This window comes from Rhizobium sp. BK456, assembly GCF_014194045.1.
Lineage (GTDB): Bacteria > Pseudomonadota > Alphaproteobacteria > Rhizobiales > Rhizobiaceae > Rhizobium > Rhizobium redzepovicii.
Genome location: NZ_JACIAO010000008.1, coordinates 357,746 through 371,766 on the forward strand (window position 1 = coordinate 357,746; position 14,021 = coordinate 371,766).

Here is a 14,021-nt window from a genome sequence, read left to right on the forward strand (position 1 = left end):
TCCGGTCTGGCGTGCGATATGGACGAATTTTGGGTATTTGGCTACGGTTCGCTGATGTGGAATCCGGGCTTCGAATTCATGGAGCGGGCAGAGGCTCTGATCTACGGCTACAGGCGCTCGCTCTGCGTCCGCTCCTTCGTCCATCGCGGCACGCGCGACAATCCGGGCTTGGTTCTCGGCCTCGACAGGGGCGGCGCCTGCCGCGGCATGGCGTTCCGCATTTCCCCGGAAAAATGGGATGAGGTGATCGATTATCTCCGCGCCCGCGAGCTGGTGACCAATGTCTACCTGGAGCGCCGGGTGCAGCTGCAGCTTGCCGGCCGGCGCCGGATGGAGGCGGTGACTTACATCGCTGATCGCGACCACGAGCAATATGCCGGCACGCTCGACGCGCTTGCGGCGGCGCGGGTGGTGAACGAGGCCAAGGGTCAGTCAGGCCCCAACGACGCCTATGTCTTCAACACGCTGGCGCATCTGCGGCAGATGGGCATTCGCGACCATTGGCTTGAACAGGTCGTCGGCGAAGTGGAACGGCTGCGCGCCGTGTGACTTCAGGCGGTCGCCGCCTTCAGCTTACGAAGCTCCGCTACCCTTTCGACCGCAGTCGGCGGCAGCGGCACATGCGGGTTAGCCTCGACGGTTTCGAGCAGAAGCTCGTCGCTTGCCAGCTCCGATACCTCGATCAGATGGGCGAAAAACGCGTCCGGATCCATTCCCGGCATGATCGGCGGCAGGATTCTCACCTTGAAATGGCCGGGATAACGACGAATGCTCCGGCGCGGCCAGAACAGACCGGGATGCATGACGATCGGCACCACGGGGATGGCGAGATCGCGATACATGCGAGCGATGCCGTATTTATAGACCGGCTCGGCGCCCGGCGGACGGCGGGTGCCCTCGGGATAGATGATCAGCTGGCGGCCGGTCGAAAGCTCTTCCTTCGTGCGCTTCAGCACCTCCACCATCACCTTGCCGCGGGCTCCGCGATCGACCGGGATTACCCGCTGCTTCTTGGCATACCAGCCGAACAGCGGAATCCACATCAGTTCGCGCTTGAGAATGTAGACCGGGTCTTTGAGCCAGGGCAGCAGGGCATAGGTATCCCAGAAGGACTGGTGCTTCGGCGCCAGGATATAGCTGCCTTCCGGCAGGTTCTCCAAGCCTTCGATCTCGAAGGTGGTGCCGACGATCACCCGCATCAGCCAATGGTTGGAGCGCGCCCAGTTTTTCGGGATCGCATAGGCGGTCAGGCGCGGCGCCAGGAAATAATAGGGCGAGAGCACGATCATCCTGATGATGAGGTTGGCGTAGAAGATCGTGTTGAAGAGGACGGAACGCAGGGCGATCATGAAACTTTCCCGAGGCATGCTCACGCGACCGGCCTACACGATATTGCCCGTCATAAAAAGCGTTTGATGATGCTGCAGATCAGGATTCAGATTTTAAGCCCGGCCTGAAATCTGAATCCTGTTCTGGATTAAAGAGTTAGAGTATGACGTCACGAGAAAACCGCTCATGCTTTTCGGCATCATGCTCCAGCAAACGCGTCAATTCTCGCCCGACGCGCTGGCCGAGCGTAATCCGGTGTGGCGGCCGAAGCCGGTGATGTTGCGGGCGCCGGTCAACAGCACTTTGGCATATTCGGCCAGCATAACGCGCATTGCATTCGGGTCGGTGAACCAGTTTCGGCTCTTCAAATCCGAATTGACCACAGGGTAAGCGATGAACTCGATATCGGGGTCGACATAGGAGAGTTCGGCAAGGCTGCGCGGCATGTGGTAGTTGTTGGTGACGATCAGAACGCTGCGATATCCCTTGGCGTGGATCCAGTTCGAAGCTTCTTCGGCATTGCCAATCGTGTCGATCGCATCGTAGCCGATATCGACACAGCAGGAGAAAAGATCGGCCGAACCCTGCGTCATCCTGCGGATTTGCGCCGGGGTCGTCGTCGGGTGGACGCCGGAGATGAGCAAGCGCTTGCCGGCGCCTTTCTGCAGCAGTTCCACGGCCTGGTCGATGCGCTGGTAGCCGCCCGTCAGCACGACGATCGCATCGGCCTTCGGCTCGGCCGGCGGCTTCAGCGTCGTGACCGAATCGGCAAAACGCAGGAAACCGCCGAACACCAGCGCGATCGCCAGCACGCAGGCAAAACCGCCCCAGCGCAACAGGCGCCGGATCAGCCCGCGCCGCGGCGGCAACGCCACCGGGCGGTCAAGCCCCGGGTCCTGATGAATCGGGTTGGGTGTCGTATCTCCCATCGTCATGAATCGTGACTATACGCTGATTGCGGCGCGGAACAGACGCTTTCATCACAAAACGGCATGGTCACGATCAACTCGCAATGCCGTCGGTGCGTGTCGGGTCCGAGCGCAATGTATCGATTTCATAGATCGTCCGCATGACGGTCAGGCGCGCGGTGAAGGTCGTCAGAAGGGCAATGACGATCATCGTTGCGAAGATGCCGGCATAACCGAGCACGCCGACGGAGAAGGTGCCGAACAGTGCCGTCGCCTGATCGGTTTCCGGGGTGGCCAGCGTGCGGCTCTGCCAAAAGCCGGCGGTGGCGAAGAAGAGAGCGGCAAGGGCGCTGCCGATCGCCGAGCCCTTGAGGCTGATCTTCAGGAAATGCTTCTGAAATTCGGTGGCGACGAAGGAGCTTTCGGCGCCGACGAAGTGCAGAACTTCGACGATGTGGCGGTTGCCCGACAGCGCGCCGCGCGTGGCGAAGACGACGGTCAGCACCATCGCCGAGAAGACCAGGAGCAGGATGCCGGTGCCGATCATCACGGTCGTATGGGCCATGGACACCAGCCGGTCGACCCAGGTGCGGTGATCGTCGAGGGTGGCCTGCGGAATACTGTCTTTCAGCAGCGCCCGCATGGAATCGAAATCCGGCGGATTGCTCTCGTCGATGGTGATGATGACGAGGCGGGGAACGGGCAGGTCCTTGAGATCGAGACCGGGGCCGAGCCAGGGTTCGAGCAGGCGGGCGGTGGCCGCCTCGTCGACGATCTGGCCGCTCTTGGTGCCGACGAAGGTCAGCGCCAGGTCACGCGCCTGAGTCAGCGCCTTTTCCATGTCGAGATTGTCGTCCGGCTTGATCTGGATGGTGATCTCGCGGGAGATCTGGCTCTCCCAGCTCGCCGCCGTCGAGCGGACCATGCTGACGCCGCCGAGCGTCAGGCAGGCGAGAAAGGCCATGATCGATATCACCACCATCAAGGCGCTGCCCTGGATGTTGGACGGCGGCAGGATCGGCGCCGTCGGGCGCACGCGCATTTCCGGCCGCTTCTGCTCAGTCTTGGCCGGCGCCTTGTCCGGGTTTCTGGATGGAGGCTCAGTCATAGATATCGAGATGCCCCCCCGAGAGGATCATACGGCGGGCTTCCACCTGTTCCATCAGCGCCAGGTCATGCGTGGCGATCACAACGGCTGTGCCGAGGCGGTTCAGCTCAAGGAAAAGATTGAGCAGGCGCTTGGCCATCGGCGGGTCGACATTGCCTGTGGGTTCGTCGGCAAGCAGCACTTCCGGCCGGTCCATCAGCGCCCGGGCGATTGCGGCGCGCTGTTTCTCGCCGCCGGAGAGCACCGGCGGCAGCACGTTGATGCGTTCGCCGAGGCCCACCCATTTCAACAGTTCCAGGACGTCGGTCTTGTAGGAACTCTCATCCTTGCCGCGCACCCGTAAGGGCAAAGCCACATTCTCATAGGTGGTGAGATGATCGAGCAGACGGAAATCCTGGAAGACGATGCCGACGCGGCGGCGCAGCAGTGGCAGTTCGGGGCGGGGGATTTCGGAAATGTCGCGCCCGAACATGCGGATCAGGCCGCGCGTCGGCTGCAGCGACATGAAGAGCAGCCGCAGCAGCGACGTCTTGCCGGCGCCCGATGGGCCCGTCAGGAACTGAAAGGATTTCTTCGGAATGTCGAAGGTCAGGTCCCGGAGGATTTCCGGGCCCATGCCATAGCGCAAACCGACATTCTCGAAGTGGATCAACGGGCAGCTCAGTCTGTTGTGGGTTTCACCGCGTGACTTGTTAACCAACACCGTTAACAGCCGGTAAATTTTGCCGGAAAGACGCCCGTTTGATGGCGATCTTTGCGAAGCATTAACCATTAAAATTTACGACTGAGCAGGATTCGTTTCAATGCCAAGATTGTCCCCGGCAGCGAAACCATGTGGACATCTGCGAGGCAGCCACCATGGAAGCATCCTCCTTCAGCCGCCGGGCGCCAGGCCAGGCCTATGATTTCCTGCCGCCGGAACCTGCAGCCCGAAAGTACCGGGCCGCGCGTCCCGCCGATATTTCCGACGCGGAATTCGTCACGCTCGGCAAAGTCCGCCCGAAGGAATTCACTGCGAGGACCTATAACGACAACCGCCGGCGCGCGGCGCAAGCACAGGCAGCACAGCCGCCGCAGACACCGGCGATGGCAACTGTTCTGCGCGACGTGGAAGTTTTCCTGCAGCGGGCGTCGATTCGGAGCTTCGCAGGCTTGGTGCTGGCGCTCGCCGTACTCGTCTTCGGGCTTGCGGGCGGCTTCTCCGGCTTTTCCGCCGAGCCGGCCTATTCCGGAGCGCCGCTACACTTCACCCATGTGACGGTGGCGCCGCGTGACGCGAACGGCATGCGGGTGCTCGTGATCAACGGCATCATCGAAAACGACAGCGGCACGACGCAGACGGTGCATCCGATCCGCGCCGATCTTGTGACCGACGAGCGACTGACCGCAAGCATTGTCATCAATCCGCCCTCCGATGTCATCTATGGCGGCCAGAGCCGGGGCTTCTCGGCACGCGTCCAGCATGCCGGTGGAAAACTGCCGGAAGTCAGGCTGTCGTTCCTGCCGTAGAGAGCGACTTGACACGGAATGGCTGGCTTTCCCCCGCAAGTCACGCCAATACCGTTAATTTCATGGCTGACGAGGCTGTTTCAAGCTCGCATATGTGCTAACGGCTTACCCTTCTTTCATGGAGCAAGCCCTTATGCCTGTCGTGCGCGGAAAAAATATCGAGCCGCTCTTCACTGCCGAGCAGATCGCCGAGCGCAATCATTCGATGGCGCGGGAGATCGCCAACGGGCCGACCAAGGACCTGCTCGTCATCGCCGTGCTCAAGGGTTCGTTCATCTTCGCCGCCGACCTGATCCGCGCCCTGCATGATAGCGGGCTTGCCCCGGAGGTCGAGTTCATCACCCTGTCGAGCTATGGCATTGGCACGGTCTCGCAGGGCGTGCGCATCGTCAAGGATATCGACAGCGACGTCCATGGCCGCGACGTCCTGCTGATCGACGATATCCTCGAATCCGGCCGCACCCTACTTTTTGCCAAGGAACTGCTGTTCGAGCGCGGTGCGCGCAACGTCACCATTGCCGTGCTGCTCGACAAGCGTGTCAAGCGCAAGGAAAAGCTGGAGGCCGATTATGTCGGTTTCGAATGCCCCGACTATTTCGTCGTCGGCTACGGCATGGATGTGGCTTACGCCTTTCGCGAACTGCCCTTCGTCGGCGTGGTCACCGGCGACGCCTGAGCTGGCGCTGTCGAGACGGGTTGTTAACCATTCCATCCATCGCTTCGACATCTTTACCGATCGAAAAGGAAAGTCTGGTGATTTCCGTCGTGGGCTGAAGACGGAGCAATGCACATATGGCAAGAATTCTGATTACGGAAGACGAGGACTCCCTGCGGTCTTTCGTAGCCCGAGCGCTCAGGCTCGACGGTCACGAGACCGATGAAGCGGCTGATGGCGCCGAGGGACTGGAGAAGCTGAGGGACGGGGCCTACGATCTGCTGCTTTCAGATATCCGCATGCCCGTAATGGACGGCATCGAACTCGCCCACCAGGCAAAAGACGCCTTTCCCGGCCTGAAGATCCTGTTGATGACCGGCTATGCCGAGCAGCGCGAACGGGCCGACGATCTTGCCGAAAAGATCATCGACGTCGTCGCGAAACCTTTCGCACTTCCCGATATTCGCAAAGCAGTCGCCCGGGCGCTCGTCGCCTGAGAAGCATACTGCCGAAACGCCTGACTGGGTTTCGGGCGACGTTCATGCATATTTTTTACGTGCACAGGTTTAACACGCCGCCGATCGATTATACGGCGGCGCAAAGCCTACTGAATATCCAGCAACCGTTCGAGATACCGCCGTTCCATTTCCTGCGGCGGATTGTTGCCGAGCTTTTCGCGGATCGCGTCGAGGATTTCCCGGGCTCGCTGAACGTCGATCTCGTCTGGCACCTTCACGTCGTCGCCGAAATCCGGCCCCTGGACGCGGCGCGGACGGCCGAGCGGATCACGGCCGTTCTGATCCCCCTGACCGACCTGACCGTTCGGACCTTGGCCCTGCTGGCCCTGCTGGGCCTGCATCATCTGGTTCATCATGTCGCGGGCGCCCTGGCGAAGCGCTTCGAGCGCGCGGCCCTGGCCCTCGATGGCCGGCTGGCCGCGGCCCTGGCCAAGCTCACGGCCTGCACCCTCCATCTCGCGTTGCGCCTGGCCGAAACCGGGGCCGGGCTTCATGCCCAACTCGCCGAGGCTCTTCTGCAATTCGCCGAGCTGCTTGCCGAGCGCATCCTGCTGGGCGCGCAGCTGTTTCAGCGCCTCACGCAACTGCTCGGCGGTCATCTGGTCGGAGGGCTGCTGGCCGTCCTTGCCTTGCTGGCCCTGTTGCTGATCCTGCGGCTCGCCGTTCTCGCCAGGGTTCATCTCATCGAGCAGCGGATCGTTTTCGCCCATGTCGGGTTCGCCGCGCTGCATGCGGTCCCGGAGCTGCTGATCGAGACGGAAGGTCTGTTCCATCAGCTTCTGCTGGTCGCGCAGGATCTCGCCGAGCTTGTCGATCTGCTTGCGGGCTTCGCTGTTTTCCTGGCTCGGCTGGCCGCGCTGCGGCCTGCCGGCCTGCAGATTGTTCATCATGCGCTGCAATTCCGACAGCATCTGCTGGGCTGCGTCGCGATTGCCGGAGCGGGCGAGATTTTCGATCTGGTCCATCATCCGTTCCAGATCCTGCTGGCGCAGGATGTTCTGGGCGTTCTGGTTCGGCTGCATCGGCGCGTTCTGCATGCGTTGGGCAAGCTCGGTCATGTAGTCCTGCATTGCCTTGCGCAGCTCATCCATCAGCTTCTTGATTTCCTCGTCCGGCGCGTTGCGGTCCAATGCGTCGGCAAGTTTCTGTTGGGCCTCGCGCAGCTTGCGCTCGGCAAGCGAAAGATCGCCGTCCTCCATGCCGAGAGCGATCTCCCAGAGATACTGAGCCGTATCCTTCAGCGCCTCCTCGCCCCTTGCAAGCTTCATGCGCGTCAAGGCGGATTCCAGCAGCAGATAATTGGTGAGCTTGGGGATGGTCTCCTCGGGACGGATGGTCAGCGCCTCGTTCAGCGCGATTGCCTGCGGCATCTTGCGGGTGTCGAGCGCGAAAACCTGCCGCTCCTCGGCGACGGCCGCAGCAAGCGGCTCGTTGAAGGGCCGCGACGGCAGGACCATCTCATGCGGCGGGCTGCGGCCGGTCTGACCGGCGCCATCCTTGGCGACGAGCGTCACGCGCACGCGCTTGCCGGCGAGCGGATGTTCGGTCAGGTTGCGGCTGGTCACGCCCTTGGCGTCGCGGGCGTTGCGGCGGGGAATATCCAGCCGGTATTCCGGCAAAGGATAGAGCGGCGTCGCAGTCGGATCGGTGTCGACCGGGACGATCTCCGCATGCGCTTCCTGAACGCCGTAATCGTCCTTGACGGTAAAGCCGATTTCAAGCGCGCCGTTGACGCTGGGCTTCGGCAGCCCGTCGAAGGCGATCTCCGGCGCCTTGTCGGGGAGGACATCGAAGCTCCAGCGGCGGCCGTTGACTTCGAGGGCGCCATTTTCTTCCAGCTTCATCACATGCGTCTGAGCGACCAGTGCCTGGCTGGTGGGCGCTTCACCGGCCGGCGTCGTCTTCGGCGGTTCGCTGCCTGCCGCCGCCTGCCGCGGCTTGGTATCCGCCTGCACGGCGATATCCTGCGCCTGGCCGTTCGCCTTGCGGAACACGACCTTTTCGGTGGTCTTTCCGCCGCTGACACGAACGGTGAGGCCTGAGAACTGCGGAATGCCAATCGGCGCCTGCTCGCTGCCGTCAGCGGTCAAGTAGACCGGGGCGCGGCCGGTATAGGAGGGCGGGGTCACCCAGGCGTCGATGCGCACCGCCGGATCGACGACCACCTGTTCGGGCGCGGCCTGAAACGCGTCGCCGAGCGAGCCGCCGTTGATCGACAGCGAATAGGCGAAAGCGGTGACCAGCAGCAGCGCAGGCACGGCGCGCAGGGCAAAACGGTCATGCGCGGCGATATCCGGCCGCGGCAGTCCAGCATCGAGGGCTGCGATCTTTTCGGCCATGCGGGTCTGGTGCTCGCGCCAGAGCGCGCGGGCGAAGGGCGTATCGAAGGCCGGCTCGTCTTCCTGGACGGTCACCGGCTGGTGCGGCAGGCCGTTGCGCTCTTCCAGCATGCGGTCGGCTTCGGCGACCCCCGGCCAGCGCAGATTGCGCAAGGGCAGCAGTGAGACGAGAAAAGCAGCGGCAAAGGCGATCAGCAGCAGGATGCGCAGCCAGTCCGGCACACTGCGGAAGAGGCCGAACCAAGAGGCTGCGAGGTAAAAGGCGATGACTGCCAGGACCGACATCAAGGGCGGAAGCAACTGCTCGAAAAACAGCACCACGCGCGCCAGCAGGCGTTTTGTCGTCACCAGCCGGGCAAGCGAGGGGCGGAGCGCAAACGCACCTTTCCTCTGCCTTGAGGGGCTTGTCATCGGTCCGGTCTCCGCGATCTGGCGTTCTGGAACAGAGGGCGCTTCCGGCGATTGCAGGGCAATACGCTCATGACTGACAAGGATAACACTCTTTGTGGCGAAGGCGAGGGCGAGCGGCCGGCAATACCGGCTTTTCACGTTTATTCGCCAAAAAGTGATGGCTGCTTCAGTCGAGCCAGGCAGGAACGGAGTCGAGGCCGATCAGTTCGGCATAGGTTCTGCGCGGGCGAATCGTATGGAAATCGCTGCCTTTGACCAGAACCTCGGGCACCAGCAGCCGGCTGTTATAGGTGCCGGCCTGCACCGCGCCATAGGCGCCGGCCGTGCTGACGGCGATCAGGTCGCCGGGCTTCGGCGTCGCCATCTCGCGGTCGAGTGCCAGGTAATCGCCGGTCTCGCAGACGGGGCCGACCACGTCGGCGCGGATGCGCGGGGCGTTCGCCGCCGAAATCGTCACCGGGCGGATCTCATGATAGGCCTCGTAGAGGGTCGGGCGGATCAGATCGTTCATCGCGCCGTCGACGATGACGAAGGTCTTCTCGCCGCCATCCTTCACATAGAGGACTTCGGTCACCAGGATGCCGGCATTGCCGACGATCAGGCGGCCGGGCTCGGTGATGATCTTGCAGTTGAGGCCGCGCAGCTGGTTCTTGACGATCGCCGCATAAGCGTCCGGCAGCGGCGGCGGATTGTTGTCGTCCTTATAGGGAATTCCGAGGCCGCCGCCGATATCGACATGGTCGATCGTGTGGCCGTCGGCGCGCAGCGTCGCGACAAGGTCGTGCAGCAGCTTGAAGGCGTCGTCGAAGGGCTGCAGCTCGGTGATCTGGCTGCCGATATGCATGTCGATGCCGGTGACCTCGATGCCCGGCAGCTTGGCGGCATGGGCATAGATGGCGCGGGCACGCTCCCAGGAGATGCCGAACTTGTTTTCCTTCTTGCCGGTCGAGATCTTCGAATGTGTTTTTGCATCGACATCGGGATTGATGCGGAAGGAGACCGGCGCTTTCTTGCCCGCGCTGACGGCACGCTGGTTGAGGATTTCGAGCTCAGGCTCGGATTCGACATTGAAGCAGTAGATGCCTGCCTCGAGAGCGAAATCCATTTCCTGCGGCGTCTTGCCGACACCTGAAAACATGATGCGGCTGGCCGAGATGCCGGCGGCGAGCGCGCGGCGCAGCTCGCCTTCGGAGACGACGTCGATGCCGGCGCCGAGGCGGCCAAGTGTCTTCAGCACGGCCTGGTTCGAATTCGCCTTCATCGCGTAACAGACCATGGAGTCCATATCGGCGAAGGCCTCGGAGAAGACCCGGTAATGGCGCTCCAGCGTCGCGGTGGAATAGACGTAGAAGGGCGTGCCGACCGCCTTGGCGATCTCGGGAACGGGGACGTTTTCGGCATGCAGGACGCCGTCGCGGTACTCGAAATGGTTCACGGGCTTATGCCTTAAAGAAGGGGATCGAGAAGGAAGGGCTTATCGACGGTTCCCGGCTGTTTTGTCGGCTTGGAAACGTCACCTTCCTTGGTTGCCGCAGCACTCGGCGGATCGAGATCGCCCTTGCGCCCGCATCCGGCAACGGCAAGGCCGATGACGGCGAGAACCGCCGTCAGGCGGATGAGATGCGGCAAGCTCTTCTGCATGGATATCCTCTTCGGCGGCATTCTGATGGACATTGTCATAGCGAAGTTTATCCGCCTTGTGCACCCTGATTGTTGGACGGTCTTTCCGCCTGTGCGCCAAGGCCGCGGCGGCTTGCGCCGCGTGATATTCCTCAGTTGCGGGCGCGCCAGAAAGCGATCTGCTTGCGCACCTCAGAGGGTGCGGTACCGCCGAAGCTCTTGCGGCTGGCGACCGAGGCTTCGACAGTCAGCACGTCGTAGACCTTGTCGGTGATCGCGGAATGGATCGCCTGCAGGTCGGCGAGCGGCAGTTCGGCAAGATCGCAGCCCTTGCTTTCGGCAAGCGCCACGGCCCGGCCGGTGACGTGATGGGCATCGCGGAAGGGTAGGCCCGCTTCGCGCACCAGCCAGTCGGCAAGGTCGGTTGCCGTCGAGAAGCCTGAGCCGGCCGCAGCCTTCATGCGCGCGGTGTTGACGGTCATGTCGCGCACCATACCGGTCATGGCGGCGATCGCCAGTTCCAAGCTCTCGGCCGCGTCGAAGACCTGTTCCTTGTCTTCCTGCATGTCCTTGGAATAGGCGAGCGGCAGGCCCTTCATGATCGTCAGCAGCGCCACCAGCGAACCGTTGATGCGGCCGGTCTTGGCGCGCACCAGCTCAGCCGCATCCGGGTTCTTCTTCTGCGGCATGATCGAGGAGCCAGTCGAGAAGGCATCGGAGAGGCGCACGAAACCGAATTGCGGGGTCGACCAGATGACGATCTCTTCGGCGAGACGCGACAGGTGCATGCCGGATATCGCGGCGATCGACAGGAACTCGATGGCGAAGTCGCGGTCGGAGACCGTATCGATGGAGTTGCGGGTCGGCTCGCGGAAGCCCAGCGCCTTGGCAGTCATATGGCGGTCGATCGGATAACCGGTGCCTGCAAGGGCCGCCGCGCCGATCGGGCTTTCGTCCAGATGCTCGATGGCGTGGCGCACGCGTGAGCGGTCGCGGCCGAACATTTCGACGTAGGCCATGCAGTGATGGCCGAAGGTCACGGGCTGGGCGGCCTGCAGATGGGTGAAGCCCGGCATGACGCTTTCGGCATGCTCTTCGGCGCGGTCGAGAAAGGCGGCGATCAGGCCGGTCAGCATCTTCTCGGTCTTCTCGAGTTCTTCCTTCACCCAGAGGCGGAAGTCGAGCGCGACCTGGTCGTTGCGCGAGCGGGCGGTATGCAGCCGGCCGGCTGGCGGTCCGATCAGCGTCGCCAGACGCGCTTCGATATTCATATGGATGTCTTCGAGCCGGCGCGAAAATTCGAAATTGCCGCTCTCGATTTCTGACAGGATCGTGTTTAGCCCGTGAACGATCTTGTCCTTATCCTCGGCCGATATGATCCCCTGATGGGCGAGCATGGTCGCGTGGGCGATCGAACCGCGGATGTCCTGCGCGAAAAGCTTCTTGTCGAAACCGATCGAGGCATTTATCTCCTCCATGATCGCGTCCGGGCCGGAGGCGAAACGCCCGCCCCACATCTGGTTTGAAGATTTGGTATCCGTGGTGTCGGCCATGAAGGTGCCCGCCTTGAATGCATGTCCTGGAGAATGAAATGACGACAAAGAAATCCCTCGGGCTGCCATCCGTGAAATGGATCGCGATAGCCGCCGTCGCGGGCGTCGTTGCCGGTGCGGCTGCGGTATACGTGAAGGAGACGGGGATTGGCAATGGCGGCGGTGAGACGGCGTCTGTCGAATGCAAGCTGGCCCGGGATCGCATCGCCAGCGTTACACCGCTGATGAAGGGGCAGGTGGCCGCCATGGTCGCCGCCTATGAGCCGCGCAAGCTGACGGCGGTCTCCTTCAACGGGCCGGACGGCAAGCCGCTGACGCTCGATCATTTTGCCGGCAAGACCGTGCTCCTCAATCTCTGGGCGACATGGTGCGTTCCCTGCCGCGAGGAGATGCCGGCGCTGAACGCGCTCGAAAAGGAGATGGGCAGCGACAAGTTCCAGGTCGTGCCCGTCAATATCGACAGCGGCGACGACGACAAGCCGAAGACCTTCCTGGCCGAGACCGGCGTCGATGCGCTGCAGCTCTATCGCGACAAAACGATTGCGGTGTTCAACAGCCTGAAGAAAGAGGGGCTCGCCATGGGGCTGCCGGTGACGCTGCTGATCGACGACAAGGGCTGCCTGATCTCCGCCATGAACGGACCCGCCGCCTGGGACAGCGAGGACGCCAAGACTCTCATCAAGGGTGCGATCGGATCGTAAGGATATCAGTCAGGAGTCGCCATCGCCTCTGATCAGGAAAACGCCGGCAATTCCGATAAGGACGCAGCATTGCAGCAGGAACATCGGTGTTTCGGTCGACATGGCGTTTCCTCCCATTCACGGCAAGGAAAGCATTTCACGGGCGTCCGGTCTATTCGCCCGTTCTGATAATGCCTGCTTACTTACCGTGTCGGGACCGGCACTTCGCCGCGATAGTCGTAGAAGCCGCGGCCGGACTTGCGCCCGAGCCAGCCGGCCTCGACATATTTCACCAGTAGCGGGCAGGGGCGGTATTTCGAGTCCGCCAGGCCGTCATGCAGCACCTGCATAATCGAAAGGCAGGTGTCGAGGCCGATGAAATCGGCAAGCTGCAGCGGTCCCATCGGATGGTTGGCGCCGAGTTTCATCGCCGTGTCGATGGCGTCGACCGTGCCGACGCCTTCATAGAGCGTGTAGATCGCCTCGTTGATCATCGGCAGCAGGATGCGGTTGACGATGAAGGCCGGGAAATCCTCGGCGACAGTGATGGTCTTTTCCAGCGTGCCGACGAATTCCTTGGCGGCCGAGAAGGTCTTCTCATCGGTGGCGATGCCGCGCACCAGTTCGACCAGCTTCATCACCGGCACCGGGTTCATGAAATGAATGCCCATGAAGCGTTCGGGGCGGTCGGTGGCGGCAGCAAGCCGGGTGATTGAAAGGGAAGAGGTGTTGGTGGCAAGCAGCGCTTCCGGCTTCAGGACTGGACAAACCTGCGCATAGATCTTGCGCTTGACCGTTTCATCCTCGGTGGCGGCCTCGATGACGAGATCGGAGGGTGCGAGATCATTGACATCGGACGAGCCCGTGATGAGCGACAGGGTCGACTTGCGCTCCTCTTCGGTCATCTTGCTGTTCGTCACCAGACGAGCCAGGTTGCCGTTGATGGTGGCAAGGCCAGACTCGATGCGATCCTGTGAGAGATCGTAGATGTGAACCCTGTAACCTGCGGCGGCCGAAACATGCGCGATGCCGCAGCCCATCTGGCCGGCACCGATAATACCAATATTCTTCAACACCGCATTCATCTCCAAACCCCCGCACGGCATCTGCCCCCGCGCTGCCGCATTTTTTAGCAATGCTGCCGGACGAAGGATCGCCCGGCAGCAGTAGTAGCCCGATAAAAGATAATTTTCCAGTCATTCGCAAGTGCGAAAGAAAAGCATTTGAGGCGTTTGAAGCGCGTCGTGATCTTTCGGATTCGCTTCTCGCGCTTTCGGTCTTTGCGCGACCTGCATTAGAGCGCCTTTTCCAGTTCCGGCAGGGCTTCGAACAGATCGGCGACGAGGCCGTAGTCGGCGACCTGGAAGATCGGCGCCTCCTCGTCCTTGTTG

Annotated in this window: 14 protein-coding genes and 1 pseudogene; 5 read left to right on the forward strand and 10 right to left on the reverse strand. The window is 62.1% G+C overall.

Translation table 11 applies throughout. The annotated features are described in order from the left end of the window. Positions 1-18: 18 nt before the first annotated feature. Entirely contained in the window at positions 19-549 is a 531-nt protein-coding gene (locus tag FHX03_RS23375; protein WP_183855650.1) for a gamma-glutamylcyclotransferase, read from the forward strand. Between the two features lie 2 nt (positions 550-551). Here FHX03_RS23375 and FHX03_RS23380 read toward each other — a convergent pair whose 3' ends face one another. The 4 genes from FHX03_RS23380 to ftsE form a co-directional block, all read right to left on the reverse strand. Continuing rightward, entirely contained in the window at positions 552-1,349 is a 798-nt protein-coding gene (locus tag FHX03_RS23380) for a lysophospholipid acyltransferase family protein (RefSeq protein WP_183855652.1), read from the reverse strand. Between the two features lie 198 nt (positions 1,350-1,547). Continuing rightward, the gene (locus tag FHX03_RS23385; RefSeq protein ID WP_183855654.1) at positions 1,548-2,264 is read right to left on the reverse strand and encodes a YdcF family protein; all 717 of its coding nucleotides are present in this window, start codon (positions 2,262-2,264) and stop codon (positions 1,548-1,550) included. Positions 2,265-2,331: 67 nt separating this feature from the next. Next, entirely contained in the window at positions 2,332-3,345 is a 1,014-nt protein-coding gene (locus FHX03_RS23390; protein WP_097629648.1) for a cell division protein FtsX, read from the reverse strand. Continuing rightward, positions 3,338-3,997 (reverse strand): cell division ATP-binding protein FtsE, encoded by a 660-nt coding sequence (gene ftsE, locus FHX03_RS23395; RefSeq protein ID WP_003567051.1) that lies wholly within the window; start codon positions 3,995-3,997, stop codon positions 3,338-3,340. Before ftsE ends, FHX03_RS23390 begins: the two co-directional genes overlap by 8 nt. 206 nt (positions 3,998-4,203) lie before the next feature. On the opposite strand from ftsE, the gene FHX03_RS23400 reads away from it, so the two are divergent. The 3 genes from FHX03_RS23400 (at position 4,204) to FHX03_RS23410 (ending at position 6,006) form a co-directional block, all read left to right on the forward strand. Further along, positions 4,204-4,854, forward strand: a complete 651-nt coding sequence (locus FHX03_RS23400) for a hypothetical protein (RefSeq protein WP_131711806.1) — start codon at positions 4,204-4,206, stop codon at positions 4,852-4,854. A 133-nt stretch (positions 4,855-4,987) separates the two neighbouring features. Continuing rightward, a complete protein-coding gene (hpt, locus tag FHX03_RS23405) occupies positions 4,988-5,530 on the forward strand; it encodes a hypoxanthine phosphoribosyltransferase (RefSeq protein ID WP_003567049.1) in 543 nt (180 codons plus the stop codon). Between the two features lie 116 nt (positions 5,531-5,646). After that, entirely contained in the window at positions 5,647-6,006 is a 360-nt protein-coding gene (locus FHX03_RS23410) for a response regulator (RefSeq protein ID WP_003567048.1), read from the forward strand. 107 nt (positions 6,007-6,113) lie between these two features. Here FHX03_RS23410 and FHX03_RS23415 read toward each other — a convergent pair whose 3' ends face one another. From FHX03_RS23415 to argH, 4 genes are all read right to left on the reverse strand, one after another. Then, complete coding sequence (locus FHX03_RS23415; protein ID WP_183855656.1) at positions 6,114-8,777, reverse strand: TIGR02302 family protein; 2,664 nt, start codon at positions 8,775-8,777, stop codon at positions 6,114-6,116. A 166-nt stretch (positions 8,778-8,943) separates the two neighbouring features. Beyond that, positions 8,944-10,212: a diaminopimelate decarboxylase gene (gene lysA, locus FHX03_RS23420; RefSeq protein ID WP_097629650.1), complete on the reverse strand. Its 1,269-nt coding sequence runs from the start codon at positions 10,210-10,212 to the stop codon at positions 8,944-8,946. Between the two features lie 11 nt (positions 10,213-10,223). Next, positions 10,224-10,418, reverse strand: a complete 195-nt coding sequence (lptM, locus tag FHX03_RS23425; RefSeq protein ID WP_003582619.1) for an LPS translocon maturation chaperone LptM — start codon at positions 10,416-10,418, stop codon at positions 10,224-10,226. 131 nt (positions 10,419-10,549) lie between these two features. After that, positions 10,550-11,950, reverse strand: coding sequence for an argininosuccinate lyase (gene argH / locus FHX03_RS23430; protein WP_097629651.1), 1,401 nt, complete (start codon positions 11,948-11,950; stop codon positions 10,550-10,552). A 38-nt stretch (positions 11,951-11,988) separates the two neighbouring features. On the opposite strand from argH, the gene tlpA reads away from it, so the two are divergent. After that, a complete protein-coding gene (tlpA, locus tag FHX03_RS23435) occupies positions 11,989-12,651 on the forward strand; it encodes a thiol:disulfide interchange protein TlpA (protein ID WP_097629652.1) in 663 nt (220 codons plus the stop codon). Between the two features lie 182 nt (positions 12,652-12,833). Here the strand turns inward: tlpA and FHX03_RS23440 are convergent, their stop codons facing one another. Next, entirely contained in the window at positions 12,834-13,715 is an 882-nt protein-coding gene (locus FHX03_RS23440; RefSeq protein WP_003589968.1) for a 3-hydroxybutyryl-CoA dehydrogenase, read from the reverse strand. Positions 13,716-13,924: 209 nt separating this feature from the next. Continuing rightward, a pseudogene (locus FHX03_RS23445) lies at positions 13,925-14,021 on the reverse strand (electron transfer flavoprotein subunit alpha/FixB family protein); the annotation flags it as partial.

Bases quoted from the DNA above. Each gene is read 5' to 3' on its own strand.
- argH (WP_097629651.1), bottom strand. From the start codon at position 11,950: ATGGCCGACACCACGGATACCAAATCTTCAAACCAGATGTGGGGCGGG.
- lptM (WP_003582619.1), bottom strand. From the start codon at position 10,418: ATGCAGAAGAGCTTGCCGCATCTCATCCGCCTGACGGCGGTTCTCGCC.
- FHX03_RS23410 (WP_003567048.1), top strand. From the start codon at position 5,647: ATGGCAAGAATTCTGATTACGGAAGACGAGGACTCCCTGCGGTCTTTC.
- FHX03_RS23415 (WP_183855656.1), bottom strand. From the start codon at position 8,777: ATGACAAGCCCCTCAAGGCAGAGGAAAGGTGCGTTTGCGCTCCGCCCC.
- FHX03_RS23400 (WP_131711806.1), top strand. From the start codon at position 4,204: ATGGAAGCATCCTCCTTCAGCCGCCGGGCGCCAGGCCAGGCCTATGAT.
- hpt (WP_003567049.1), top strand. From the start codon at position 4,988: ATGCCTGTCGTGCGCGGAAAAAATATCGAGCCGCTCTTCACTGCCGAG.
- tlpA (WP_097629652.1), top strand. From the start codon at position 11,989: ATGACGACAAAGAAATCCCTCGGGCTGCCATCCGTGAAATGGATCGCG.
- FHX03_RS23390 (WP_097629648.1), bottom strand. From the start codon at position 3,345: ATGACTGAGCCTCCATCCAGAAACCCGGACAAGGCGCCGGCCAAGACT.
- FHX03_RS23385 (WP_183855654.1), bottom strand. From the start codon at position 2,264: ATGACGATGGGAGATACGACACCCAACCCGATTCATCAGGACCCGGGG.
- FHX03_RS23380 (WP_183855652.1), bottom strand. From the start codon at position 1,349: ATGATCGCCCTGCGTTCCGTCCTCTTCAACACGATCTTCTACGCCAAC.
- FHX03_RS23440 (WP_003589968.1), bottom strand. From the start codon at position 13,715: ATGAATGCGGTGTTGAAGAATATTGGTATTATCGGTGCCGGCCAGATG.
- FHX03_RS23375 (WP_183855650.1), top strand. From the start codon at position 19: ATGGACGAATTTTGGGTATTTGGCTACGGTTCGCTGATGTGGAATCCG.